This is a genomic window from Jeotgalibacillus campisalis (assembly GCF_000829515.1).
In the GTDB taxonomy this organism is placed as follows: Bacteria; Bacillota; Bacilli; order Bacillales; family Jeotgalibacillaceae; genus Jeotgalibacillus; species Jeotgalibacillus campisalis.
Map to the genome: position 1 here is coordinate 123,881 of NZ_JXRR01000014.1, position 25,801 is coordinate 149,681.

Consider the following 25,801-nt stretch of genomic DNA (forward strand, 5'->3'; position numbering starts at 1 on the left):
TCAATATGTTTGAAACGATCTTCTATGAAGTTAGGGAAGGCGTGGCAAAAATCACATTGAATCGCAAAGATAAACTAAATGCATTTACTGAATCCATGCACAAAGAGCTGATGATTGCGTTAAAAGAAGCGGCAAAAGATCAAGCAGTGCGCTGCCTCATTATCACAGGAAGCGGGAAGGCTTTTTCTGCCGGAGAAGATCTGGATGGAGTAACAGAGGAAATGGATCACGGCGAAGTTATAAGAAGTCGGTATATGCCCATTATGCTCGAGCTGGCGTCTTTTAAAAAACCTGTCATTGCAGCTATAAACGGTGCAGCAGCAGGGTCCGGTTTTAGTCTGGCTCTGGCGTGTGATTTTCGGCTGATGCACGAAAAAGCAAAATTTGTACAAGCATTTATTCATGTAGGCTTAATACCAGATTCTGCGAACCTGTTTTATCTTCCAAAGTTGATTGGACATGCAAGGGCGATGGAGCTTGCTGTTTTAGGAGAAAAAATAACCGCTCAAGAAGCTAAGGAGTTTGGTCTAGTTAATCGTGTCATTGAAGACGGGAACTGGGAGCAGGAAGTTGCAGATTTCGCTGCAAAACTTTCTAACAAGCCCACAAAGGCGATAGGTCTTATTAAACAGCTTCTCCAAAAGAGCTGGGAAAACGATCTGCCTCAGTTTTTACTTGAAGAAAGCTATAGTCAGAGAATAGCAGGACTGTCAACGGATCATCAGGAAGGCCTTTTAGCGTTTAAAGAAAAGAGGACACCTTCTTTTAAAGGTGAATAAGAAAGGATGATAACTATGTCTACAATGAAAGAACAGCCTATGGGGCAGCTCGACATGAAGAGAAGTCATTATCACCTGATCATTAATGGGGAGCGCAGAGAGGCGTTAAATGGTGAAACGTTCACAACGATTAATCCTGCTTCAGGTGAAGAAGTTGCCCAAGTAGCCAAAGGAAGCATAGAAGATGCAGAACTGGCAGTAGAAGCTGCAAGGAATGCTTTTGATCATGGTAAATGGAGACATTTCCCCGTAAATAAGCGTTCAAGGATCCTTAACAAAATCGCTGCAATCATGAGGTCAAGATACAACGAACTTGTTGAACTTGAAATTCTGGACACTGGTAAATCATTGGCTGCGGCTCAGGGCCAGGTGATGCAGGCGATTGAGGATTTTGAATTTTACGCAGGCGCGATCGTCAGTCATCGGGGAAGTGTAAACTCGATGCCCGGTGCTTTTCAAAATCACACAGAACATGAGCCGATCGGGGTATGCGCCCAGATTATCCCTTGGAATTATCCACTGATGATGGCTGCGTGGAAGGTGGCGCCGGCAATCGCGGTCGGCTGTTCCATCGTTGTGAAGCCGGCTTCGTTGACTCCGCTGACAGCTATTGTATTAGGGGAGATTTGCCTGGAGGCAGGAGTTCCGGCCGGTGTGGTAAATATTGTACCAGGCTCTGGTCAGGAGATCGGAAACTTTTTAGTGGAGCATAAAAAAGTAGATAAAGTCGCTTTTACCGGTTCTACACCGGTTGGCAGAAAAATTATGGAGAAAGCCTCAAGTACACTAAAGAGAGTGACATTAGAGCTTGGCGGCAAATCACCAAGTCTTATATTTGAGGATGCAGATATTGAAGCGGCTGTAGATGGCTCTTTATTTGGAATTTTTTATAATTCAGGACAATCATGTGAAGCCAGATCTAGATTATATATTCAGGATACGATTTATGATGAATTTATGAAGTTATTTATAGAGAAAACGAAAAAGTTAACGCTTGGCGATCCATTTCAAAAAGAAACGCATATTGGGGCCATTATTAATCAGGACCAGCTCAATGTGATAGATGGTTTCGTTCAGTCAGCTACAAGAGAAGGAGCTGTTGTTGAAACAGGCGGAAAGGCAGCCAATGTACAAGGTTTTGAAAAAGGGTACTGGTATGAGCCTACTATTCTTACAAATGTGACGCAAAACATGGAAGCAGTAAAAGAAGAAATTTTCGGTCCAGTTGTTACGGTCATGAAGTTTCAAGACGAAAAAGAAGCCGTACGTCTTGCCAATGACAGTGAATATGGCCTTGGATCAGCCATTTGGACAAAAGATCATGCCCGGGCGACCAGGGTGTCAAAGCAAATCCAAGCTGGAATAGTTATGGTTAACTGTCCATTTTCTGCCTTCCCAGGTACACCTTTCGGAGGATACAAGCAGTCAGGCTTTGGACGGGAGCTATGTGTTGAAACGCTGGACCTTTATTGTGAAACAAAAAGTATCGTTTCTTATTACGGCAATAAGCCGCTAAATCCACTTGGTGTATAAATAACCATTCATTCATAGGACAGGCTTTGTCCTGTGAGTGAATTTCACTATGATTTAAACGGCAGGAAAGGAGGAGTGCAAATGGAGAGAATTACAGTAGCAGGTGCTGGTGTAATGGGAAGAGAAATTGCTTACATTGCTGCCATGCAGACACTGAATGTTACGCTTGTTGATGTAAGTGAAGAACAGCTGAATACAGCCCAACTAAATGTAGATATGATCATTAAGAAAGGGCTGGAAAGAAACAAAATCACTTCTGAAGCAGCGGAAAAAGTACGCTCAAACATCGATTATTCTACTGACCTTCCTGCAGGTTTTTCTCAGGCAGATTTTGTCATTGAAGCGGTAACCGAAAAAATTGACATTAAAAGACAGGTTTTTAAGCAGATGGATCTTTATTGTCCTGCTGATACGATCCTGGCAACCAACACATCGACAATGAGCCCGACAGAACTAGGTTCATGTACAAGCAGACCGCATAAAGTTGTGGCCATGCATTTTTTTAACCCCGTTCATAAAATGCCTTTAATTGAAGTGGTACGGGGACTTGAAACCAGTGAGGATACAGTTAAAAGAACTCTTCATCTGGCAAGCCTTTTAGGAAAGGAAACGGTTGTGATCAAGGAATTTCCGGGATTCGTGACAAGCCGGATATCTGCATTAGTGGGGAATGAGGCATTTCATATGCTGCAAGAAGGGCTTGGATCACCTGAGGACATTGATAAAGCGATTAAGCTGGGCCTTAATTATCCAATGGGTCCTTTTGAACTTGGAGATTTAGTAGGATTAGACACAAGATTAAATAATTTAAATTATCTTCATTCAACACTTGGAGAAAAGTACAGGCCTGCACCTCTGCTTGTACAGTATGTCAAAGCGGGAAGACTCGGAAGAAAGTCAGGACGGGGTGTATTTGATTATACCGCGGAGTTGGGGGGAGCGAAGCAAAGATGATTGAGACAGTCATTGTTGATGCAGTCCGGACGCCATTTGGAAAGTATAATGGAATGCTAAAAAACATCAGGCCGGATGACTTAGGAGCAGTCGTTATCAAAAGTCTGCTTGAGCGAAATCCTTCACTCGACCCGTCGATGGTTGAGGAAGTTGTATTTGGCAATGCAAATGGAGCGGGGGAAGATAATCGAAATGTAGCGAGAATGTCGGCTCTTCTTGCTGATTTACCCATTCATGCATCAGCCGTTACACTCAACCGTCTTTGCGGTTCAGGTCTTGATGCTGTGAATTATGCTGCCCGGGCGATCGCATCAGGTGAAGGAGATGTGTTTATAGCAGGTGGAACCGAAAGCATGACAAGGGCGCCATATGTCATGCTAAAGGAAGACGGTCCGTACGCAAGAGGAAATAAGCAATTGGTGGATACAACAATTGGCTGGCGTTTTTGCAACCCAATTATAGAATCTAGATATGGTACCGAAAGCATGCCTCAAACGGCAGAAAATGTAGCAGCGAAATATAAACTATCGAGGCAGGCACAAGATCTGTTTGCTCTTTCAAGTCAGCAAAAAGCACAGACAGCGATTGAAGAAAATCGATTTATAAATGAAATAATTCCTCTGAAGGTTAAAAATGAGAATGGAATTGAAACAGTGGTGGAGCGCGATGAACACCCAAGGAAAAATAGTTCAATGGAAAAGCTGCAGAAGCTCAAACCCTTATTTGATCAAGGAACGGTAACTGCGGGAAATTCTTCAGGGATTAATGATGGGGCAGCTGCACTTCTTTTAATGTCAAAACAAAAGGCATCAGCACTTAATTTGAAACCGCTAGCGCGCTATGTTTCATCAGCAACAGCGGGTGTCGAACCTTCTTTGATGGGTATTGGTCCTGTGTACTCTACAAGAAAAGCATTAAAAAGAGCAAATCTTACCATTGGGGATATCGATTTATTTGAAATCAATGAAGCATTTGCTGCACAGACGCTTGCTTGTATGCAGGAATTGAATATTGAGGCAGAGAAGGTGAATGTAAATGGGGGAGCTATTGCTTTTGGACATCCACTAGGTGCAAGCGGGGCTCGAATTCTTACCACGCTTGTGCACGAGCTGAATAAACAAAATAAACGATTTGGTGCGGCCACTATGTGCGTTGGAGTTGGCCAGGGAATTACAACCATAATAGAACGATGGATCGAAGGCGAATAATTCATCCGGACAGCCTGACTTAAAAAGAATTTAAAGTGAAATCATGGTAAGATAAAGCTATATTTGCACATGAAACAGAACGATTTAAGAAAAGGATGAAACAAGGATGAATACACGTTCAATGATTTTTACTCTTTATGGAGATTATATCAGGCATTACGGCAATAAAATTTGGGTGGGCAGCTTAATTCGTCTGTTGAATGAATTCGGTCATAACGATCAGGCAGTGCGCGCAGCCATTTCACGAATGAACAAACAAGGATGGGTTCAAGGAGAAAAGAAGGGAAATAAAAGCTTTTATTCTCTTACACAACGGGGATCCAACCGAATGGAGGAAGCCGCCAATCGGATATTCAAGCTTAAGCCTGAAGAATGGGACGGAAAGTGGAGAATGCTTATGTATACGATCCCGGAAGAAATCCGATCGATTCGGGATGAACTTCGAAAGGAACTCGTTTGGAGCGGCTTCGGGTCATTGTCGAACAGCTGCTGGATCTCACCTAATAATCTTGAATCTCAGGTGAAAGATTTAATGGATAAGTATGAAATCTCCGATTACGTTGATTTTTTCATTGCTGAATACGATGGACCTCATACTAATCAGAGGCTTGTTCATAAAAGCTGGAATTTAGACGAAATTAACTCAAAATATAAAGAATTTATTGAAGTATATAATCAAAAATACATAAATGACAAAAAGAAAATCCAGCAGGGGAATTTATCAGATGCAGAGTGCTTTGTAGAGCGGACGAAACTTGTACATGAATACCGGAAGTTTTTATTCGTAGACCCGGGTCTTCCGGAAGAGCTCCTGCCCGAAAAATGGCTTGGAGATGAGGCGGCCTCTTTATTCAGCAACTATTATAAAGAACTTGCGCAGCCTGCACTTACGTTTTTTGAATCAGTTTTTGAAGAAGGAAATGAACTGACGCTGAAAAACAGCTCTTATAATGCGATGGAACATCCCTTTATTATCACGTAACTTTTCCATGCAAATTTAAAAGTTCCAGAAGCTTACAGCGGGGCACTTGATTGCTCATTCATAGTCATGCTTGTTCAAATAGGTCAAACCGTTTGATCCGCCCCATATTTCAACGGTTAAGGAAAGAGGGTGAAAAAAATAAATAAACTGACTGAACTTCTGGGGATTACTTATCCTGTCATTCAAGGCGGTATGGGAAATGTCTCAAACGCGACTCTTGCAGCAGCTGTGTCTAACGCAGGCGCATTAGGAATGATCGGTGCCGGTACCATGACACCTGATCAAGTAGAAGATATTATTCTGGAAACAAAACGAAAAACGAAAAAGCCATTTGGCGTTAATATTGCTCTTTCAGTCAGTGAACATGCTGAAGAGTTATTGAGGCTTGTGATTAAACATCAGATTAAAAATGTCTCGTTATCTGCTGGCAATCCGGCTCCTTATATTTCTAATTTAAGGGAACATCACTGCATAGTCATGACGGTTGCCGGCACAGTCGCACAGGCAGTAAAAGCAGAAAAAGCAGGAGCACATATCGTCATCGGGGAAGGGTATGAGGCAGCAGGAATTAACTCTTTAGCCGAAACGACAACGATGGCTTTCATTCCACAGCTTAAAACGGCCATCAAGCTGCCTATTATAGCGGCAGGGGGAATTGGAGATGGCAAGGGTCTCGCAGCTGCTTTTGCACTCGGAGCTTGCGGCGTGCAAATGGGAACCCGGTTTATCGCGACCAAAGAGTCTGGAATGCATGCTAACTATCTGTCTGCAATTCTTGCAAGTAAAGATGACAGCACATTGATCGCAGGGAAAACAGTCAATAAAAGAAGAAGAGTACTGCCCACACCCTATATAGAAAATGTACTCAAAGCAGAAGAAAAAGGAATGACGGTAAGTGAATATCTAGCTGCAACTTCTGAAGCTCATCACGTGAAAGGCGCAGTGGATGGTCAGCTCGAAGAAGGTTTTATAAATGGGGGACAAATTGCGGGGCTTATTAAAGATATTCCTTTAGTAGAAGATTTGATTCTAACCATGATGACAGAAGCTGAAGTCAGCTTAAGAGCGGCACTAAGTTATTTAAACATAAACAGGTAAGAGTCAAATCTAGTAAGAAAATAATCCATTCAGCAATCACCCTCTTTATCTCTTAAGCTGGGAAAGTTGTTTTTTCAATATATTGACTATTCGCAATACAAAATGTTATTATATCGTTAAAATAACGTCATATAATTTTAAGGCAAGGTCTGTGAGAGCCAATTAAAATAGACACTCTTAGTAAGAGAAAAGCTTTTTTCAGGAATGAAGGATCAAAAAAGAACTGGAAGTTTTTTGTCTGATTTAAAATGTAAGCGTTTTCTTTGACGAGGAGGAGTTTTACGTGCATATGTTTGAAAAAATTAAAGGACATGAACAAGTTGTATTTTGCAATGATGAAGAAACGGGATTAAAGGCAATCATTGCCGTTCATAATACCTCCCTGGGCCCTGCACTAGGAGGCTGCCGAATGCAGCCTTACGCGAGTGTGGACGATGCACTTGAAGATGTCCTGCGCCTTTCGAGAGGAATGACGTATAAATGTGCTGCAGCGGATGTTGATTTTGGCGGGGGAAAAGCCGTTATTATCGGGGATCCAAAGAAAGACAAAAGTCCTGAACTTTTCAGGTCATTCGGCCAATTTGTAGAATCGCTGAATGGGCGCTTTTATACAGGGACTGACATGGGAACAACACCAGAAGACTTTGTACACGCTTTAAAGGAAACAAACTGTATTGTTGGAGTGGATGAGGTGTATGGGGGCAGCGGAGATTCTTCCATTCCAACAGCACATGGGGTGATCTACGGCTTACAAGCTACTAATCAAGTACTATATGGAACGGATGGACTGAGCGACAAAACGTATCTTATTCAAGGACTTGGCAAGGTAGGTGCAAAAGTAGCAGAACAGCTGCTTACAGGCGGAGCAAAAAAGCTGATTGTATCGGATTTAAATCCGCTATCATTGCTGCAAATTCAATCGCTCGGTGAAAAGATGAACGTTGAAGTCGAGGTTGCAGATGGAGAGGCGATTTATGAAGCGCAAGGCGATATATTCATCCCTTGTGCAATGGGCGGAATTTTAAACGATCAAACCATAGCTAAGCTAAATGTCAAAGCTGTTGTGGGTTCAGCAAATAACCAGCTGCTTGAAGAAGAACATGCTAATGCCTTAAAGGAAAAAGGAATCCTCTATGCACCGGATTATATTGTCAATGCAGGCGGATTAATTCAGGTAGCCGATGAACTTTATGAACCGAATAAAGAGCGGGTCCTTAGGCAAACAAAAGGAATCTATACATCACTGATTAATATTTATAAAACTGCTGCAGAAGATGGCATGACAACAATAGAAGCCTCGAATCTTTTTTGTGAGCAGCGAATGAAATCACGAGCTCGAAGAAACAGTTTTTTCTCTCCTATGAAGCGGCCGAAATGGGCGGTCAGGATATGACAATGATTCTTGGGGCTGAGAGGGGAAGAACAATGGAAGAAGCATATCCGATTCAACAGCTGCTTGATCCTGAAGGAAAATGGGCCAATGAAGAATTAAAACCTCTTTTAACGGAGGAGCGAACGAAAAGCTTTTTTGAAAATATGGTCAGAATCAGAACATTCGACCGCAAAGCGATTTCTCTTCAGCGTCAGGGCAGAATTGGCACGTACGCACCATTTGAAGGTCAGGAAGCTTCTCAGGTTGGCAGTGCGATGTCCTTGTCAAAAGAGGACTGGTTGTTCCCTACTTATCGTGACCATGGAGCAACAATGACTTTCGGCCATTCATTATGTAATGTCCTATTATTTTGGAACGGAAGAAACGAAGGAAATATTCCACCTGAGGGATTAAAAATATTTCCACCTGGAATCCCGATTGCAACTCAGATACCTCATGCTGCAGGCGCAGCTTTTGCAGAAAAGAAAAAAGGGACAAAAAACGCTGCCATTGCTTTTTTTGGAGATGGTGCAACGTCCGAGGGAGATTTTCATGAAGGGCTAAACTTCGCCTCGGTTTTCCAGTCGCCTGTTATCTTTTTCTGTCAAAATAATCAGTACGCCATTTCCGTTCCTCAAAATAAGCAAATGAAGACGAAGACGATTGCTCAAAAAGGACTTGCGTATGATATTCCAAGTGTGAGAGTAGATGGAAACGATGTATTCGCTGTTTATCACCATGTCACAGAGGCTTTAGAACGTGCTCGCTCAGGGAATGGACCTACACTAATAGAAGCTGTTACTTGGCGTTACGGTGCCCATACAACAGCTGACGATCCGTCAAAGTATCGAAATCAGCAGGAAAGCCAGGTAAGAAGGGATCGATTTGACCCTATTACGCGCATAGAAAACTGTCTTAAGGCTAACGGATGGGATGAAGAAAACTGGATGTTCGGCATAAAACAAAAAGCTGTTGAAGAGATTGATCAGGCTGTTGAAGAAATGGAACGCTTTCCGCCTCCCAATCCTGCTGTGTTATTTGATCATGTTTATAAAAATCCAGTTCCATCTCTTGTGAGACAAAAAGAGTATTTACTGGATGTACTGGGGGCGGATAACTCGTGACAAGTTCTGTCGAAAGAAAACCGCTAACGGTAGCCGGTGCAATAAATGAAGCCCTTTCAGATATGCTTAGAGAAGACGAAAGAGTCATTTTACTCGGAGAGGATATCGGTCAAAATGGCGGTGTGTTCAGGGTGACTGAGGGACTTATGGAGACGTATGGGGAAGAACGTGTAATTGATACTCCCTTAAGTGAAGCGGGTTTTGTAGGAGCTGCAATTGGAATGGCAGCCAATGGGTTAAAGCCGGTAGTGGAAATTCAGTTTCTGGGTTTTATTTACCCTGCATACGAGCAATTAATGACGCATGCAGTAAGATTGCGATCAAGAACCATGGGCCATTTTAGTGTTCCAATTGTCATTCGGGCACCATATGGAGCGGGTGTGCGAGCTCCTGAAATTCATTGTGATAGTACAGAATCGATTTTCACCCATATGCCTGGCATGAAAGTTGTTTGTCCGTCCAATCCCTACGATGCTAAAGGACTTATGATAGCAGCGATAGAAGATCCTGATCCGGTTTTATTTCTTGAACCTATGCGTAATTACAGGTCCATTTCAGAAGAAGTGCCAGAAGGACTATACACTGTTGAGATTGGTAAAGGAAAAAGGCTGCTTGAAGGTCAGGATGTAACGATTATTACGTGGGGTGCAATGACAGCAGTTTCTATGAAAGCTGCTGAAGCATTGTCTAAACAGAACATCTCGTGTGAGGTCATTGATTTGAGAACTCTATCTCCAATTGATGAAGACCTGATCGCTTCATCTGTTCAAAAAACGGGAAGGACTGTCATTGTTCAGGAGGCGCATCCCCAAAGCAGCGTCGCTAACGATGTGCTATCAATTATTAACGAAACCTCCTTTCTTTATCAAAAGGCCCCTGTTGCAAAAGTGTCCGGGTTTGATACGCCTGTTCCTTACTTTGGGTATGAGGATTTCTATCTTCCTACACCTGAACGGGTGATGCAGGCGGTTATGAAAGCAGTCGATTTTTAATCAAAGGGGGAGATAGCTTGGTGGAAATCAAGCTTCATGATATCGGGGAAGGAATGACGCAGGCTGAACTAAATCACTATTTTGTAAAACCAGGTGACAAAGTCAATGCAGATGACCCTTTAGTGGAAGTTCAAACAGATAAAATGACAGCAGAAATTCCTTCACCTGCATCTGGGATTGTAAAAGAACTGATCATTGAACCGGGATCGACTATACCGGTGGGAACAACCATTATGCTTCTAGATTCACCTCATTCTACTAATCAAAAGCAGCTGAATACTCGTTCGATGGATCAGGCTTCTGTAAATCCAAGTGAAGAAAATAGAGTTGAAACACACAAAAAAAATACGGATCAAAAGCGTATTCTGGCTTCACCCTATACAAGGAAAATAGCGCGTGATCACCAGATCCTAATTCAAACAATCAAGGGCTCGGGCCCTGCAGGAAGAATAACGGATGCAGACGTTTATTCAGTCATAGAAAATGAGAAAAGTGAAATCAATCAGGCTTCGCAACCGATTGAAGAGAATACACAAAAACTTAAGAATACACTTCCTTACACCGGAATACGAAAACAAATCGGAAAAAAAGTAGCTCAAACCCTTTTCACCGTACCCCATTGCACTCATTTTGAAGAAATTGATGTAACCGAAATCCTGCAGCTAAAAGATCAGGTAAAGAGGGAAGGACAATCTATATCCGCAACGATCTTTTTTATTAAGGCATTAAGTATTTGTTTGAAGGAATTCCCGGTTTTTAATTCCTCACTTGATGAACAAAACGGGCAGATCCTTCTTCATAACCAGATTCATATGGGACTAGCTGTGAATACATCAGATGGTTTACTTGTTCCTGTTTTAAAAAATGTACCAGAAAAATCATTCCGCACGCTGCAAACAGAAATGAAGGACCTTCATCAAAAAGCTGAAAACCGCACACTTTCAATGGCTGAATTAAAAGGAAGTACATTTACAATCAGCAATGCAGGACCGCTTGGAGGAAGTACAGGAGCAACCCCCATTCTCAATGCTCCGGAATCGGCACTGATGGCGTTTCACAAAATTAAGAAAAGGCCGATGGTCAATGAAAATGATGAAATCGTCATTCGTTCCATGATGAATATCTCAATGACATACGATCATCGGATTATCGATGGAGGAAGTGCTATTGCATTTACAAACCATTTTGCGGAGCTGATCGAGCAGCCTCTATCCATGATGGTGGAGCTGTAATGGTTGTAGGTGAAATTGCAGAAGAAAGAGATGTAGTGGTTATTGGGGGAGGTCCCGGAGGATACCAGGCAGCTATAAGGGCAGCACAGTTGGGGAAGAAAGTAACGCTGATTGAAAAAGAAAGCATTGGAGGCATATGCCTGTCGACAGGCTGTATCCCTTCTAAATTATTTGCTGAAGCAGGAAAAAAAAGAGATTCACTTCAGTCCCTTTCAAGATTAGGAATCGAGGTCAATGAAGCGAAGTTTGATTTAACTGTTTTGCAAAAGACGAAGCAGAAAATTATAGAGCAGCTTCAAAAAGGCATCGGTAAACTAATCAAAGAAAATAAGATCGAGCTGATTAAGGGATCTGCTTATTTTTTATCGAGTGACAGGATCGGTGTTGAACACGGTCACAACTTTACCATTTATCGGTACACATCGGCTATTATTGCAGCTGGCTGTACAAAAGTAAGTTCAAGAGAAAATTCGGATCAGCGTTTGCTCGATTATGAATCCATTTTTGCCATTCAGGAAATACCGGAACATCTTGCAGTTATTGGAGATGATTATCTTGCATTAGAAACGGCCTCTACCTTTCAGCAGCTTGGATCAAAAGTCAGTCTAATATGGCTAAAGGGTGACTTTCCCTTTGACGTTTCAATTAATAAAGAGGTAAAACGAATTTTTAAAAAAAGAAAAATAAGTATTTATTTTGATCAAAAAGTAAAAGAGGTTCATGCGAACAAGAAAATTGAAATTGTGATGGAAGACGAAAGCGGAGAAACATCCACCTTAACAGCCTCACACATGGTAAAGGCAGCACTTCGCAAACCGAATAGTTCTGCTCTTGGTGTAGACCGATTAGGAATGAAAACAGAATATAACGGTCATATCGTCGTTGACCATGCCTGTCAAACGTCCATTAATGGAATTTATGCAGTGGGAGATATAACAGAAGGACCTCCGCTCGCTGTAAAAGCGGTGAAGCAAGGTAAAGTTGCGGCTGAGGGGATTGCAGGTGTGAGTAGTGAATATGATGACACGTTTATGCCGGTTATCGTACATACCAATCCCCCAATATCAAGTGTGGGTTTAACGCAGGCGGAGGCAGAAAAAACGTATGAAAATATCAAAACTGCAACGTTTCCAATGTCAGCTCTCGGGATTTCTGCTGTCACAGGACGTAAAGAGGGTTTCGTAACCGTACTTAAAGAAGAAGGATCAGATCTGCTGCTAGGGATCCATATGATCGGAGAAGGAGCAGTGGAACTCTCAACTTCAAGTGTTCTTGCACTTGAAATGGCAGGCCGGACGGAAGATTTAACGTTTGGATTCTATTCTCATCCCAGCGTCAATGAAGGGTTATTGGAAGCAATTGAGGCATTGGCTGACAAAGCAATCCATCTTGCACCACGAAAATGAAAGTGAACGAATAGCTGTTGCAGAAAATTAATCTATTATTTTTAAACTAAACATATGGAGGGAATTTTAATGAAAAAAGAATCAATCTCAATGGATCAGCAGGTTAATGATTTTTTCCCGGTTAAAGAGGTCGACTATCTGGAGATCTATACTGGAAATGCCAAGCAGTCTGCGCACTTTTTTTGTACGGCATTCGGATTTAAAATGGTGGCCTATTCCGGTTTAGAAACTGGCAACCGTGAAACAGTATCCTACGTTTTGCAGCAAAACAAGGTGCGTCTTGTGATAACCGGCTCCTTAACCGACTCTTCTGATGTTGCGGCCTTTGTAAAAAAACACGGAGACGGCGTACGGGATATTGCGTTAACAATGGATAATGTTGAAAGCGCATACAAAGAAGCTGTATCAAGAGGAGCCATTGAAATTAAAAAGCCTTTTGAAGTTGAAGACCAGTATGGGATCGTAAAAAAAGCAATTATCGGGACATACGGCGATACGATTCATACGATGGTTGAACGGACCGGCTATAAAGGAATTTTCTTACCTGGATTTGAACCTTATGAATCTTCAGTTCCAGTTAAAGACGCAGGGATTGTAGCAGTAGACCATGTTGTCGGAAACGTAGAACGTATGCAGGAATGGACTTCATATTATGAAAAAGTAATGGGATTTAAAGAAATGCGTCACTTCACAGATGCAGACATAAGCACAGAGTACTCATCACTCATGTCAAAGGTGATGCACAACGGCGGACGAATTAAATTTCCTATAAATGAACCGGCAGAGGGAAAACGAAAATCGCAAATTCAGGAATACCTTGAATTTTTCAATGGACCAGGGGTGCAGCATCTGGCTATTTTAACTGAAGATATTGTCACCACTGTTGCCATACTGAAACAAAATGGAGTGGAATTTCTCAATACACCTTCATCGTATTATGAAACATTAAGTGAACGAGTCAAAGACATCGATGAAGAAATTGAAAAATTAAAGGAGTTAAATATATTAGTGGATGGTGATGATGAAGGCTATCTTCTTCAGATTTTTACTAAGCCAATTGTCGACCGGCCGACTGTCTTCATCGAAGTTATTCAGCGAAAAGGGGCAAGAGGATTCGGTGAAGGAAACTTTAAAGCTTTATTTGAATCCATTGAACGTGAACAAGAAAGAAGAGGAAATTTGTAAGTAAATAAGCATTCAGAATGAAACATAACTGAAAAGAATCTTAAAAAAAAGCAGTATCTATCACTAGTATGAGTTTAGCGGAGCGGAAGGCGGCGACTCCAGCAGAATATAACGAAGCTTTAGACACCGCAAAGCAAGGCCTGATGAGGGCTCAGAGCGCCGTTCCCAGCGAGTAGCGTCTACCTGAAACGAAGTGAACCGGTCAAAGAGCTTGAGACATATATGTCCCAGGCTCAGTCTTTTTATTTCCCTTTAAAAGAAAGGAGGAAAACCGGATGGATTTTCTGCCGGATGAAATGCAGTGGAAGGATGCATACAAATTAATGATTGGCTCCATCCTGCCACGCCCGATCGCGTTTGTTTCTACCATCGACTCTAAAGGAATTGCAAACCTTGCACCATTTAGTTTTTTTACGGCAATTTCCGCCGACCCCATGATGGTCTGTTTTTCTCCTATGCGAAGCGGGGAGGACGGAACAAAAAAGGACACACTCATCAACATTGAAGAAACAGGAGAGTTTGTCATAAATATCGTCAGCGAAGGTTTTGCAAAAAAAATGAATCAATGCGCAATAAATTACTTACCGGATGAAGATGAATTTGAAAAAGCAGGTCTGACAAAAGTGTCAAGTAAATCTGTTCATCCTCCACGAGTAAAAGAAAGTCTTATTCATATGGAATGCACCGTCAACCAAATTCTTCACTTCGGGGACCATCCGGGGGCAGGGAGTCTTGTGATTGGGGAAGTAAAAACGATTCATATAGATGATTCACTGCTGAACGAGGGAAGGATAAATGCTCAGCTTCTCGAGCCAATTGGCAGATTAGCAGGTCAGCTTTATACAAAACCAATGACTGATACGTTTGAATTAATTCGCGAAAAGATCGAAAGAGGTGATTAAGTGAAATTTATAAGTTTTCGCCTCCCGAATGGCCTTGTAAAAGCAGGTTGGCTTCATAAAGAAAACTACGCAGTAGATATGAATGAACGATCTCAAGGAACTCTTCCGTCGACGATGTTGGAGTTTCTTCAAAATCAGGAACAGTATATGGAAGCGGTGAAAAGGTGGAGAGATGTTTCGATTGAAGACGCGGGCGTTTATCCATTAGAAAAGGTGATACTCCTGGCACCGCTGCCGAATCCTTTGAGTGTAAGAGATTTTTATTCTTTTGAACAGCATGTGAAAAACTCCCGTGCCAGAAGAGGACTTGACATGATTCCTGAGTGGTATGAGTTTCCTGTATTTTATTTCTCGAATCATTTAGCGATCAAAGGCCCGAATGAAGTAATTGTCTTTCCCGCTGAGAGCATGGAGAGAGACTATGAGCTTGAAATTGCGTGTGTGATGGGGAAAATGGGATCAAATATCTTAGCAGATCAAGCAGAAGAATATATTTTCGGTTTCTGTATCCTTAATGACTGGAGTGCCAGAGATCTTCAGCGAAAAGAAATGAAAGTTGGGCTAGGTCCTGCAAAAGGTAAAGACTTTGCTGCGTCAATAGGTCCTTATATCGTCACGAAAGATGAGCTCCAGTCTGCAGAAATAGGTCAACTCAAATTGAAGATGGAGGCTTTTGTAAATGGGAAAAGACTATCATACGGTAATACAGGTGATTTGTATTATTCCTTTGGAAAAATGATTGAACGGGCATCTGCAGGTGTAACGCTATATCCAGGAGAAATTATTGGATCAGGAACGGTTGGTACGGGCTGTCTGCTCGAGCTCGGGGAAGAGGTACATCCCTGGCTTGCTTGCGGCGATGAAGTATCTTTTTCCATTGAAAAACTTGGAACATTGACTAATAAAATTGGAACAGGATAAGGGGGATCATATGTTTTATCGCCAATTAGGAAAAATCCCGCATAAACGTCATACACAATTCAAAAAAGAAGATGGTTCGCTTTTTCGAGAGCAGGTGATGGGAACGAAAGGATTCTCCGGCACACAGTCTATTCTTTATCATCATTTTATGCCTACGGAAGTCGTGAAATCTGAATTGATGAGATCTTATCTCCCTGAATTTGAAGAAACGGAGGAGTTAAAACATCGTCATTTTTTGACTTCTAAGCTTAAACAAAAAGGAGATGCACTTACAAGAGACTATCTATTGGGGAATGATGATCTGCTGATTGGCATCATACAGACAGCTCAAGCGATGGAGTCTTATTACAGAAACGGTGATGGAGATGAAATGCTGTTTGTCCATTATGGTTCAGGAAAAGTTGAGACAATATTTGGAACAATCTCCTATCGAAAAGGGGATTATATTATGATCCCTATTGGAACGATTTATCGGATCCTGCCAACTGAGAAGGAAGAGTCGAAATTCTTGCTGATTGAATCATTCAGCCAGCTTACAACGCCTAAAAGATATCGAAATGAATACGGTCAATTACTCGAGCATAGTCCGTTTTGTGAAAGAGACATACGGGGGCCTGAAGAGCTGCTGACATTTGAAAAAAAAGGGCACTATGAAGTCATGACGAAGTCAAGAGGGTATTTGCATAAGCATCTATTAAACCATCATCCACTGGATGTAGTCGGGTGGGATGGCTATTTGTATCCATGGGTGTTTAATGTAAAAGATTTCGAACCTATTACTGGAAGGGTTCATCAGCCGCCCCCAGTTCATCAGACATTTGAAGGACATAACTTCGTGGTATGCTCTTTTGTGCCCAGACTTTATGACTACCATCCGGAGGCCATACCTGCTCCTTATTATCATAGCAATGTAAATAGCGATGAATTGCTCTATTATGTTGAAGGAAATTTTATGAGCAGAAAAGGGATTGAAGAAGGCTCAGTTACTCTTCATCCCAGCGGTATTCCTCATGGGCCTCATCCAGGCAAAACGGAAGCAAGCATTGGAAAAAAAGAAACGATGGAGTTAGCTGTAATGATTGATACATTCAAGCCATTAAAGGTCGTGAAACAAGCGAAAAAATTAGAAGATACAAACTATATGTACACTTGGATAGAGTAAACGAGATGGAGCTGAAAAGCTCTATTTTTTTTGTGAAAAGGATAGGTCTATAGACTTTTATTTAAGGCGAATAGAAAAGAACACAAAAAATGTTGAGAAAATGTGCTATAATTAATTAAAAGAGGGTAAGAGATTTCAATGAATCTCATCCTGCCTAATTAGACAGAACGGCTCATCACGATTATTAATGGTCAGCCTAATCGTTCAATTGCCCGGCAAATCTTATTAAAAATTGGAGGATGAACGATGAAAACTTACAAAAACAAATTCATGGACGGAGAACAAGTCCTGCTGAATGAAAAAGTGGTTACAATAAAGCAGTGGTCTTACGTGGCGAACATGAAAAGGTATTCTTATATAATCCAGGAAGATTCAGCTACTTTTTACTTTGAAGAAGAGCTTCGAAAAATACAATAATTCAAAAACTGCAGCCCTTTGTGGACTGCAGTTTTTTTGTCTTAGCACATAGAATCTTTCGGTTTGGGATTTTTTAAACCAAACAGCGGCCGTATGAATAGGGCGAGCGCAGTTCCAAGAAGTGCCATCACTGCCCATACCCAGCCATGAAGACTGAATGATGCAATCCCTCCAAAATAAGCTCCGATGTTGCAGCCAAAAGCAAGTCTGGCCCCATAACCCATCAAAAGCCCACCGATAATAGACCCGGCTGCAATCCCTGGTTTGATCTTTTTAGGATTGAAAGTGCCTGTCGCAGCAGCCGCGATAAATGCACCTAAAATAATGCCAAAGTTCATTACGCTCGTAGAGTCTGCCAAAATTGACTGGGATAATTGAACTGCGTTTGCACCTTGCCAGTATCCCCAAGTAGAAACATCAACTCCGACATGTTCAAGTGCTTTTGATCCCCAAAGCGCAAAAGCAGAAGTAATTCCCCATGGATTTCCGCGCACAGTTAACGTTAACGCATTAAGCAGCGCCAGAACAATGGCTGCAGTTAAAAGCGGCCATGATCCTCTAAAAACTTTTTTCCAACCTGTTGTCGTTGGCAGTGGTTTCATTGGCGGTGGATTTCTGCGTTTAGCAAACTGTGATAAAAGAAAGTAAATAAGTGCGAATAAAATCATTTGTACTGCCCAGGCTCCAAAAAAACCGAGTGAAGTTGATTCTGCCAGAGATATCGGAGGCAAGGCCCACGTTTCCTCAGTCCAGAAAGGGAGATGGTAAGCGCCAATAACAGATCCGGCGATAAAGGCAATCAGGGTTAACATCATAGAGGACTGTCCGCCTCCAACTGTATACAATGTACCTGAAGCACAGCCGCTGCCCAGCTGCATACCAATACCGAATAGAAAGGCACCAAAAATCACACTGATTCCAACTGGTGAAACATATCCTGCAGGTGTATTCCCTGTAAAACTAAATCCTGTGCTTAATATAATGGCAAATAACGTGGAAGCTACGGCGAGCATCACCATATGTGCTTGCAGCCCCTGAACGTTGCCAACTGCTGCCAATCGTCTGAAAACAGAGGTGAAGCCAAATCTTGCGTATAGTAAAGTCAGGCCTAACGCCATTCCAATTAAAAATAAGATCCCTTGAATCCCATTCGTTGTTAAGGTAATAATCAAAAACAATGTAATTGCTGCTGCTATCCCCAGAACGGCCAAAGGCTTTTGAAGGGGAGGAAGTGATGAAACAATTGTAGTAGAATTTTTCCTCAAAAGATCAGGTGCCTCTGAACTATGCTGCGTCATAGATGTCCCTCATTTCCTATTGATTTAATCGGTTTTAAATTTACCACACTCTATATTACTTGTCTATTAGAAGACACTTAACCTGCTTAAAGCAAATGTAGTCAAAAAAAAAGACAGCCCATCCAATTAATGGAAGAGAACTGTCTTTTTTATGTATGGCCTCTTAGCTTATTCATTTTATTGTTCATAGGCTTGTAACAAGCAATAATATAGAAGTTAAGATTCCTGTCCCAGCAAGGCCTGTTAAAATATCTGTACGATTATACTTTATATTTTCTTCAAACATGTCAATCATCCTCCTTAGTTATATAGTACTCTTTACCTTTTTCACATAAAAATAAACGGATTTTAAATACTTTTTTAAATTTGTAAAGAGCTTTCTCACTATCCATTTCTCTCATTTTTTAATTGCCTTGCCCGTTTCATATAGATAGAATTGGGTAAACAGAAAAAGAGTAATTATATAGGAGGAGGAATTTAACATGAGTGATAAAAAAGGACTATCAGACAAAGTTAAAGGTGCAGTCAGCAAAGCTGCCGGAGAAGCGAAAGATCAGGTAGGCAATGCGAAAAACGATCGCAGCATGCAGCGTGATGGCAAGAAAGATAAAACACAAGGCGATATTCAGCGCGGCATTGGAAATTTAAAAGACAAATAAAGAGAAGCTTGGTGCATCGTAACATTTTGCACCAAGCTTTTTTCATTTATAAGAGTAAAACCCCCGCTTAAGGGATTTAAGCGGGGGTTTTAGTCATTATTCTTGCTTATATTGCATATATACAGCATGTGTAACTAAAAAGTCTTCCAAACCATGCTTGCCGTCTGCTCCTCCGAGACCGGACTTTCTAACTCCTGCATGATAGCCCTGCAGAGCCTCAAAGTTTTCACGGTTTACAAACGTTTCACCGAATTTTAAGCCGTTCACGACTCTCATGACTTCATGATAATCTTCTGAGTAAACGGATGATGAAAGGCCGTATTCTGTATCATTGCTCATTTCGATTGCTTCATCGAGCGTTTGATAAGTTACGATAGGCAGAACGGGACCAAAAATCTCTTCTTTAATAATCGTCATATCGTGTTTAGCATCTGTAATTAAAGTCGGTTCATAAAAATAACCTTTCCGGTCAATTGGCTTACCGCCAACCAAGATCGTTGCACCTTCTTTTTCGGCCTGTTGTACCATTGAATGAACTTCGTCCACGCGGTCCTGACTTACCAAAGGCCCAAGGTCAAGCTTGTTTTCTTCATTGGGATTCCCCGCTTTAGCTTGCTGCATTGCTTCTTTTAATTTTGATATAAAGGATTCAGCTACCTTTTCCTGAACATACACTCTTTCTGCATTTGTACAGGCCTGTCCTGAGTTGGTTAAACGGGACGTCATGATATGTTTCACAGCAAGATCCAAATCTGCATTTTCAGTAACAATTGCCGGCGCTTTTCCGCCAAGTTCAAGATTTACTTTAGTAATGTTTTCTGCAGCTGCCTGCATCACTTTTGTACCGGCACCAACGCTTCCAGTCATCGTGATAATTGATACTTTAGGGTGAGAAGCCAATGCATTTCCTATAGTGGAGCCCGTACCTGTAATTAAATTATAGACTCCTTTAGGAAGACCATCTGTTTTCTCAATCAGTTTTGTAAATTCAACTGCCGTATTAGGCGTTTGCTGACTTGGTTTCAGCACAATGGAGCATCCGGCTATAAGCGCTGTAGCGACTTTTCTGGCTAAAATAAACACCGGGAAGTTCCAGGGTACAATACCCGCTACAACACCAATTGGCTTTCTATACATCAGTATATTTTCATTAGGGCGATCACTTGGTAAAACTTCACCTGTAATTCGTCGGCCCCATTCGGACATGTAGTAGAAGTATTCAATTGCAGTATCGACCTCATCAGCTGCCTGATCCTGAGGCTTGCCTTGTTCTTCAATAAGCAGTTTGATAAAGGTTTCTCGATTTTCCTTTATTCCGTCACCCAGCTTTCGAACAATCTTTCCACGCTCATTAGAAGGAACCTTTTCCCATTCTTTTTGAGCTTCGAAAGCAGCATTAACGGCTTTATTGACATCTTCTTCAGTGGCTTTCGGTGTTCTTGATATAACCTCTTCTGTTGCAGGGTTGATAATATCAATCCATTCATTAGACATAGAGTCTGTATACGATCCATTTATAAACAATTTATGTTCATTCATGATTAATCCTCCTCTAAAGTACTGAATACTTCTTGTCTTCCACAACATAGAAAAGTAAAACATCAACAAGCCCATTCGCCCCCGATGAATAAAAGGCAATACGTTTTCTGAATTAAAGAATTGTTGGTATGACCTTTAGTGATATGTTTCCTTGAACCGCTCTTGAAATCATACAGCTTTCATCAGCTTTAAATGCAAGTCTCTCAACTTTCTTTAGGTCTTCTGGATTTTTCATCTTAATGTATGGACGATGAGTAATCGTTTTATAAGTGAAAACCCCATTTAATACTTCCACCTGACCTTCAGATTGCAGCGACAATTCCTCAACATCAACATTTGCACGTTCGAGCATCGCTGCAAGAGTAATTATGTAACAGGTTGAAGCAGCGCCCAAAAGCATTTCATCGGGGTTTGTACCGACTCCGGGGCCGTCCATGTCTTCAGGAATAGATATGTTTGTCTGCAGATTTTTAGTTTCAATCGTTCCTACACTGTTTCTGCCGCCTGGCCATTTTGCGTTTAAAATAAATGTATGAAGCGTCAAATTGATCGTCCTTTCATTATTGAGGATGGGTTTCTTTATGCTATCTTAAAACGTTTAATAGTCTTTGTCTAAAGTTTGGGATTTTTCAACAGGTTCATGTGGTAAGATATTAAATTATGTAATTGTTTTTCCAATCCATCCAAATCGAGAATTTTATAGTACACTGTATAATGAGATAAATAAAACGACAGTGTGTTACAAAGGAGCGTTTATTCAATGGAAGTACTTGATACGAAAAAAACAATTGATATTATTGAACAGCTTGTTCAAATTCCGAGCCCCTCTGGCAATACAGACCGGGTCATACAATTTGTACAGAAATGGCTGAAAGAAAAAAATATTCCTTCCGCAATAAATAATAAAGGCAGTTTGATTGTAACAATGGAGGGGAAAAACAAGTCTAAGCATCGTGTTTTGACTGCTCATGTAGATACATTAGGGGCAATGGTGAAAGAAATAAAAAGTGATGGCAGATTAAAGCTTTCCATGATCGGCGGTTTTAGATGGAATGCAGCCGAAGGAGAGTACTGCAAGGTAGAAACATCTGAAGGCAAAGAAATAGCTGGTACGATTTTGATGCATCAGGCATCAGTTCATGTCTATAAGGATGCAGGTTCTGCTGCGAGAGATGAACAAAATATTGAAGTCCGGCTCGATGAGGTTGTACATAACGCGCAAGATACAAAGGCGCTGGGCATTGAAGTGGGGGATTTTGTATCATTCGATCCCAGAGTCGAGGTCACTGAGAGCGGTTTTATAAAATCAAGACATCTTGATGACAAAGCAAGCGTTGGCATGCTGATGAGTGTACTGGATCGAATTAGCTCCGACAGAGAAGAGCTTCCTTATACCACCCACTTTATTATTGCCAATAATGAAGAAATCGGCTATGGCGGAAATTCAAATATTCCAAAGGAAACAACAGAATATATTGCGGTGGATATGGGAGCTTTAGGTGATGGGCAGGCTTCAGATGAATACACAGTTTCAATTTGTGCCAAAGACAGCTCCGGACCTTACCATTACGGTTTGAGAAAACAGCTGATTGAACTGGCAAAAGAACATGATATTGCTTATAAGGTAGATATTTATCCTTATTATGGATCTGACGCATCTGCCGCAATGAAAGCCGGCCATGATGTCAAGCACGCGCTGATAGGGGCAGGAATTGATGCTTCTCATGCGAATGAAAGAACACATGTTAAATCAATTTATCACACAGAAGCACTTATTTACCGTTACATCACCGCGTCAATGCCTGATGAATAAAAAACATTATCAGTGTTTTTTAGGTAAATTCATAAAAATAGATTCTAAGAAAAATGCGAGGAATTATAATGAAGACTAATGACCTATTCGATAAATTAAAACTTAAAACAATCATTGGAAAACTTCCTGAGGAAGTAGTTTATATTGAGGCAGACTCTCGAGAGGTCAAGCCTGATTCCGTTTTTGTCTGCATAAAAGGCCACACATCTGACGGACATGATTACGCGCAATTGGCTGTTGAAAATGGAGCGACTGTGGTTGTTACCGAAAAGGAGCTTGATTTGGGGACTGACCAGGCGGCGCAGGTAATCGTTAAAAGCACTTCACGAGCGCTTGCTTTTATAGCAAACCATTTTTATTCATACCCCTCTTACAAGATGAATGTGCTGGGTGTAACAGGAACGAATGGCAAAACATCCGTTACGAACCTGATTCATCAGCTCATTAAACGAGGGGGAGAAAGATCTGCATTGTCCGGAACGATCGGATTTGATCTCGATGGAACTCTGCATGAAAGTGCCAACACGACGAGTGATATTATTACAACTCAGCGCATGATGGTTCAGGCAATGGATCTTGGCATACCTAATATGATATTTGAAGTTTCATCCCATGGCCTGGTGGAAGGAAGATTATCAGGCGTAGACTTCGATGTCGTAACGTTTACAAACTTAAGTCACGATCATCTCGACTTTCATGGAACGATGGAACATTATGGTTATGCGAAAGGACTGCTGTTTTCTCAGCTCGGTCAAAACCTGCAAAAACCAAAGTACGCAGTCATTAACCAGGATGATGAGTGGTATGACACGTATTCGCAGATGACGCCATTTGAAGTTATTTCATACAGCATGAAAGAAAGAGCGGATTTTTGGGCGAAAAATATTCATTACATGGACGATTTAACTCGATTTGAACTGGAATCTCCAGAGGGTAATTATACAGTTGAAACACAGCTGTTGGGAACTTTTAATGTGTCCAATATATTAGCCGCTCTTGCTACTCTTTACGCAAAAGGAGAGCGGGTGGAAAAACTGGTTGAGATTTTAAAAGAGGTTCCTCCAATCTCAGGAAGAATGGAAAGAGTTCATACGGAGGCACCTTTATCCATTTATGTAGACTATGCCCACACTCCGGATGCAATTGAAAAAGCGATCCAATCCGTCATGCCATTTAAAAAGAATCGTGTTCTTTTTCTGGTCGGAACAGGAGGGAACAGGGACAAATCAAAACGTCCAGCGATGGCAGAAAAAGCATCCCTCGCAGATTATGTGGTTCTTACGACAGATGATCCCAGATTTGAAAGCTATGACAGCATCGTGAATGATCTCGGACAAGGGATGACGCATGATCAGTATGCTTTGATTGGCGATCGTGAGGAAGCTGTGAGGCATCTAATGGAAATCGCGGAACCGGATGATATTATCATTTTTGCAGGCAAAGGCCATGAAAATTACCAGATTATCGAAAACACAAAATACCCACATAGTGATAGAGAAATTGCTCTCGAAGTGATATCAGAACGGTTTTAAATTAGAAAAGGCTGTCCCATGTGTGAACTTGGGACAGCCTTTTTGTTAGATGGAATAGAAGATCTTCTTAGAAAAACATTCCTGCAATAGAAGCAGAAAGCAATGACGCTAATGCTCCGGCTATAACAGCACGAACTCCAAGACGGGCAATGTCGGGCCTGCGTTCAGGCGCCAGATTTCCCAGGCCGCCAAGTAGAATAGCAAGAGAGGAGACATTTGCAAAACCGCAAAGAGCAAAAGTGATAACCGCAACAGTTTTTTCTGAAAATTGATCAATCATTGGAGCGAAATTAGCATAAGCTACAAATTCATTTAACACGAGTTTTTGTCCGATAAAGTTTCCTGCTTGTATTGCTTCACTCCAAGGAATTCCAATGGCGAAGGCAAGAGGGGCAAATACGTAGCCCAGTACTAATTCAATGGTTAGATTTTCGTAGCCGAATAATCCTCCAATACCGCCTAAAATCCCATTTAACAATGCGATTAATGCGATAAACGCAATGAGCATAGCTCCTACATTTAATACAAGCTGGAGCCCGGTGCTCGCACCTTTTGCAGCAGCATCCACCACGTTTGCTGCTTCAGCATCTGCCTCCATTTCCAAATCTTTTGGATCGGGTCTGTCGTCTGTTTCTGGAACAAACAGTTTAGCCATAACTAATCCAGCCGGTGCAGCCATAAAGCTAGCAGCTAATAAATATTCGAGCGGTACACCAAGCTGTGAATACCCGATTAGAACGGAACCTGCAACAGAGGCAAGTCCTCCTGTCATGACAGCAAATAACTCTGAATTCGTCATTTTAGCGATATATGGCTTAACAACTAAAGGAGCTTCCGTTTGTCCAACGAAAATATTTGCAGCAGCAGACATGGATTCCGCTTTTCGTGTACCAAGCAGCCGTGAGAGACCACCGCCAAGAAATTTAATGATAACCTGCATGATTTTCAGGTGGTATAAAACGGATATGAGTGCCGAGAAAAAGATAATTATGCATAATACGTTTATGGCAAAAACAATCCTGTCATCCTGGTACATGAATCCGCCCAAGACGAATTCAATTCCTTCATTGGCATATGTGATGATATTATTGACGCCAAATGTCAGTTTTTCAAGCGCCCACTTACCGGGACTTGTTTTAAGTACGAGAAACGCAAATGTTAATTGAAGGGCCAACCCTACTAATACAGGCCGCCAATTAATCGAGCGCCGGTTTGATGAAAGTGCAAAGGCAATCCCCAAAACGACGATAATGCCTGCTAATCCCCAAAGAATATTTATCACTTTGTACAACTCCATTCTATTAGTCATGCTTGTCAAAACACTTCACTCATTTTACAATGCAATTGCAAGCGTTTCAATAATAGTCACAAAAGTGTCAAACTAATGTCAGATGTCTGACAACTGGAGGAAAACTTACCATGAAAATAAGAAAAAGTATATCAGGGTCTACCGAGAGAAAGGTTTTTATTCATGAAAATAAAAAAGAAGAATCAATCTTAGTAGCTATTCCAGCTTTATTCTGGTCGGCTGAATTTACATATGATGATTTGGGTAAGGAGTTAACGAATAAACTTGAAAAGACACTGCAAAAAACAACAGACGCCCAAGAAGCAGGCGATATTGCCCAGCGAATATCTCAGTGGACAAACGAGATGTAAGATAGATGCTTTACGTTATATTTTGTACAACGGG

Annotated in this window: 24 protein-coding genes; 20 read left to right on the top strand and 4 right to left on the bottom strand. The window is 41.4% G+C overall.

The window, feature by feature from the left end; genetic code table 11:
• The first annotated feature begins 5 nt into the window (after positions 1-5).
• The 16 genes from KR50_RS07770 (at position 6) to KR50_RS18640 (ending at position 17,267) form a co-directional block, all read left to right on the top strand.
• A complete protein-coding gene (locus tag KR50_RS07770; RefSeq protein ID WP_041057040.1) occupies positions 6-779 on the top strand; it encodes an enoyl-CoA hydratase-related protein in 774 nt (257 codons plus the stop codon).
• Between the two features lie 15 nt (positions 780-794).
• Positions 795-2,312, top strand: coding sequence for an aldehyde dehydrogenase family protein (locus tag KR50_RS07775; RefSeq protein WP_041057045.1), 1,518 nt, complete (start codon positions 795-797; stop codon positions 2,310-2,312).
• Positions 2,313-2,393: 81 nt separating this feature from the next.
• Positions 2,394-3,266, top strand: a complete 873-nt coding sequence (locus KR50_RS07780; RefSeq protein ID WP_041057048.1) for a 3-hydroxyacyl-CoA dehydrogenase — start codon at positions 2,394-2,396, stop codon at positions 3,264-3,266.
• Positions 3,263-4,474, top strand: coding sequence for a thiolase family protein (locus KR50_RS07785; protein WP_041057051.1), 1,212 nt, complete (start codon positions 3,263-3,265; stop codon positions 4,472-4,474). The genes KR50_RS07780 and KR50_RS07785 overlap by 4 nt, the downstream gene beginning before the upstream one ends.
• Before the next feature lie 106 nt (positions 4,475-4,580).
• A complete protein-coding gene (gene paaX / locus KR50_RS07790) occupies positions 4,581-5,456 on the top strand; it encodes a phenylacetic acid degradation operon negative regulatory protein PaaX (RefSeq protein ID WP_041057054.1) in 876 nt (291 codons plus the stop codon).
• A 138-nt stretch (positions 5,457-5,594) separates the two neighbouring features.
• Positions 5,595-6,554, top strand: coding sequence for an NAD(P)H-dependent flavin oxidoreductase (locus KR50_RS07795; RefSeq protein WP_041058128.1), 960 nt, complete (start codon positions 5,595-5,597; stop codon positions 6,552-6,554).
• Between the two features lie 289 nt (positions 6,555-6,843).
• Positions 6,844-7,947 (top strand): Leu/Phe/Val dehydrogenase, encoded by a 1,104-nt coding sequence (locus KR50_RS07800; RefSeq protein WP_041058130.1) that lies wholly within the window; start codon positions 6,844-6,846, stop codon positions 7,945-7,947.
• 32 nt (positions 7,948-7,979) lie between these two features.
• Positions 7,980-9,050, top strand: a complete 1,071-nt coding sequence (gene pdhA, locus KR50_RS07805) for a pyruvate dehydrogenase (acetyl-transferring) E1 component subunit alpha (protein ID WP_041058132.1) — start codon at positions 7,980-7,982, stop codon at positions 9,048-9,050.
• A complete protein-coding gene (locus tag KR50_RS07810) occupies positions 9,047-10,042 on the top strand; it encodes an alpha-ketoacid dehydrogenase subunit beta (protein ID WP_041057056.1) in 996 nt (331 codons plus the stop codon). Before pdhA ends, KR50_RS07810 begins: the two co-directional genes overlap by 4 nt.
• 20 nt (positions 10,043-10,062) lie before the next feature.
• On the top strand, positions 10,063-11,274 hold the full coding sequence (locus tag KR50_RS07815) for a dihydrolipoamide acetyltransferase family protein (protein ID WP_041058134.1): 1,212 nt from the start codon (positions 10,063-10,065) through the stop codon (positions 11,272-11,274).
• Complete coding sequence (locus tag KR50_RS07820; RefSeq protein ID WP_041057058.1) at positions 11,274-12,680, top strand: dihydrolipoyl dehydrogenase family protein; 1,407 nt, start codon at positions 11,274-11,276, stop codon at positions 12,678-12,680. Before KR50_RS07815 ends, KR50_RS07820 begins: the two co-directional genes overlap by 1 nt.
• Positions 12,681-12,749: 69 nt before the next feature.
• Complete coding sequence (hppD, locus tag KR50_RS07825; RefSeq protein ID WP_041057061.1) at positions 12,750-13,865, top strand: 4-hydroxyphenylpyruvate dioxygenase; 1,116 nt, start codon at positions 12,750-12,752, stop codon at positions 13,863-13,865.
• A gap of 275 nt (positions 13,866-14,140) precedes the next feature.
• Positions 14,141-14,767 (top strand): flavin reductase family protein, encoded by a 627-nt coding sequence (locus KR50_RS07830; RefSeq protein WP_041057064.1) that lies wholly within the window; start codon positions 14,141-14,143, stop codon positions 14,765-14,767.
• Positions 14,768-15,688, top strand: a complete 921-nt coding sequence (locus tag KR50_RS07835; RefSeq protein ID WP_041057068.1) for a fumarylacetoacetate hydrolase family protein — start codon at positions 14,768-14,770, stop codon at positions 15,686-15,688.
• A 10-nt stretch (positions 15,689-15,698) separates the two neighbouring features.
• Complete coding sequence (locus KR50_RS07840) at positions 15,699-16,850, top strand: homogentisate 1,2-dioxygenase (protein WP_041057071.1); 1,152 nt, start codon at positions 15,699-15,701, stop codon at positions 16,848-16,850.
• A 246-nt stretch (positions 16,851-17,096) separates the two neighbouring features.
• Complete coding sequence (locus KR50_RS18640; RefSeq protein WP_198134238.1) at positions 17,097-17,267, top strand: hypothetical protein; 171 nt, start codon at positions 17,097-17,099, stop codon at positions 17,265-17,267.
• Between the two features lie 41 nt (positions 17,268-17,308).
• Here the strand turns inward: KR50_RS18640 and KR50_RS07845 are convergent, their stop codons facing one another.
• The gene (locus tag KR50_RS07845; RefSeq protein ID WP_041057074.1) at positions 17,309-18,565 is read right to left on the bottom strand and encodes a YeeE/YedE family protein; all 1,257 of its coding nucleotides are present in this window, start codon (positions 18,563-18,565) and stop codon (positions 17,309-17,311) included.
• A gap of 482 nt (positions 18,566-19,047) precedes the next feature.
• Between KR50_RS07845 and KR50_RS18245 the strand changes: the two genes are divergently transcribed.
• A complete protein-coding gene (locus tag KR50_RS18245; protein WP_084215527.1) occupies positions 19,048-19,224 on the top strand; it encodes a CsbD family protein in 177 nt (58 codons plus the stop codon).
• Between the two features lie 96 nt (positions 19,225-19,320).
• Here the strand turns inward: KR50_RS18245 and aldA are convergent, their stop codons facing one another.
• Both aldA and KR50_RS07855 read right to left on the bottom strand, forming a co-directional pair.
• The gene (gene aldA / locus KR50_RS07850; protein WP_041057076.1) at positions 19,321-20,763 is read right to left on the bottom strand and encodes an aldehyde dehydrogenase; all 1,443 of its coding nucleotides are present in this window, start codon (positions 20,761-20,763) and stop codon (positions 19,321-19,323) included.
• A 112-nt stretch (positions 20,764-20,875) separates the two neighbouring features.
• Complete coding sequence (locus KR50_RS07855; RefSeq protein ID WP_041057079.1) at positions 20,876-21,307, bottom strand: OsmC family protein; 432 nt, start codon at positions 21,305-21,307, stop codon at positions 20,876-20,878.
• A gap of 216 nt (positions 21,308-21,523) precedes the next feature.
• Between KR50_RS07855 and KR50_RS07860 the strand changes: the two genes are divergently transcribed.
• Both KR50_RS07860 and KR50_RS07865 read left to right on the top strand, forming a co-directional pair.
• Positions 21,524-22,576 (top strand): M42 family metallopeptidase, encoded by a 1,053-nt coding sequence (locus KR50_RS07860; RefSeq protein WP_041057081.1) that lies wholly within the window; start codon positions 21,524-21,526, stop codon positions 22,574-22,576.
• A 68-nt stretch (positions 22,577-22,644) separates the two neighbouring features.
• Positions 22,645-24,108, top strand: a complete 1,464-nt coding sequence (locus tag KR50_RS07865) for a UDP-N-acetylmuramoyl-L-alanyl-D-glutamate--2,6-diaminopimelate ligase (protein WP_041057084.1) — start codon at positions 22,645-22,647, stop codon at positions 24,106-24,108.
• Positions 24,109-24,175: 67 nt separating this feature from the next.
• Here the strand turns inward: KR50_RS07865 and KR50_RS07870 are convergent, their stop codons facing one another.
• The gene (locus tag KR50_RS07870; RefSeq protein WP_041058136.1) at positions 24,176-25,387 is read right to left on the bottom strand and encodes a NupC/NupG family nucleoside CNT transporter; all 1,212 of its coding nucleotides are present in this window, start codon (positions 25,385-25,387) and stop codon (positions 24,176-24,178) included.
• A gap of 140 nt (positions 25,388-25,527) precedes the next feature.
• Between KR50_RS07870 and KR50_RS07875 the strand changes: the two genes are divergently transcribed.
• A complete protein-coding gene (locus KR50_RS07875) occupies positions 25,528-25,767 on the top strand; it encodes a YueH family protein (protein WP_041057085.1) in 240 nt (79 codons plus the stop codon).
• Positions 25,768-25,801: the final 34 nt, after the last annotated feature.

What these genes read in the sequence shown, in the direction of transcription:
- KR50_RS18640 (WP_198134238.1), top strand. Translation starts at nt 17,097, where the DNA reads ATGAAAACTTACAAAAACAAATTCATGGACGGAGAACAAGTCCTGCTG.
- KR50_RS07865 (WP_041057084.1), top strand. Translation starts at nt 22,645, where the DNA reads ATGAAGACTAATGACCTATTCGATAAATTAAAACTTAAAACAATCATT.
- KR50_RS07875 (WP_041057085.1), top strand. Translation starts at nt 25,528, where the DNA reads ATGAAAATAAGAAAAAGTATATCAGGGTCTACCGAGAGAAAGGTTTTT.
- KR50_RS07830 (WP_041057064.1), top strand. Translation starts at nt 14,141, where the DNA reads ATGGATTTTCTGCCGGATGAAATGCAGTGGAAGGATGCATACAAATTA.
- hppD (WP_041057061.1), top strand. Translation starts at nt 12,750, where the DNA reads ATGAAAAAAGAATCAATCTCAATGGATCAGCAGGTTAATGATTTTTTC.
- paaX (WP_041057054.1), top strand. Translation starts at nt 4,581, where the DNA reads ATGAATACACGTTCAATGATTTTTACTCTTTATGGAGATTATATCAGG.
- KR50_RS07780 (WP_041057048.1), top strand. Translation starts at nt 2,394, where the DNA reads ATGGAGAGAATTACAGTAGCAGGTGCTGGTGTAATGGGAAGAGAAATT.
- KR50_RS07785 (WP_041057051.1), top strand. Translation starts at nt 3,263, where the DNA reads ATGATTGAGACAGTCATTGTTGATGCAGTCCGGACGCCATTTGGAAAG.
- KR50_RS07770 (WP_041057040.1), top strand. Translation starts at nt 6, where the DNA reads ATGTTTGAAACGATCTTCTATGAAGTTAGGGAAGGCGTGGCAAAAATC.
- KR50_RS07860 (WP_041057081.1), top strand. Translation starts at nt 21,524, where the DNA reads ATGGAAGTACTTGATACGAAAAAAACAATTGATATTATTGAACAGCTT.
- aldA (WP_041057076.1), bottom strand. Translation starts at nt 20,763, where the DNA reads ATGAATGAACATAAATTGTTTATAAATGGATCGTATACAGACTCTATG.
- KR50_RS07845 (WP_041057074.1), bottom strand. Translation starts at nt 18,565, where the DNA reads ATGACGCAGCATAGTTCAGAGGCACCTGATCTTTTGAGGAAAAATTCT.
- KR50_RS07775 (WP_041057045.1), top strand. Translation starts at nt 795, where the DNA reads ATGTCTACAATGAAAGAACAGCCTATGGGGCAGCTCGACATGAAGAGA.
- pdhA (WP_041058132.1), top strand. Translation starts at nt 7,980, where the DNA reads ATGGAAGAAGCATATCCGATTCAACAGCTGCTTGATCCTGAAGGAAAA.
- KR50_RS07820 (WP_041057058.1), top strand. Translation starts at nt 11,274, where the DNA reads ATGGTTGTAGGTGAAATTGCAGAAGAAAGAGATGTAGTGGTTATTGGG.
- KR50_RS07840 (WP_041057071.1), top strand. Translation starts at nt 15,699, where the DNA reads ATGTTTTATCGCCAATTAGGAAAAATCCCGCATAAACGTCATACACAA.
- KR50_RS07800 (WP_041058130.1), top strand. Translation starts at nt 6,844, where the DNA reads ATGTTTGAAAAAATTAAAGGACATGAACAAGTTGTATTTTGCAATGAT.
- KR50_RS18245 (WP_084215527.1), top strand. Translation starts at nt 19,048, where the DNA reads ATGAGTGATAAAAAAGGACTATCAGACAAAGTTAAAGGTGCAGTCAGC.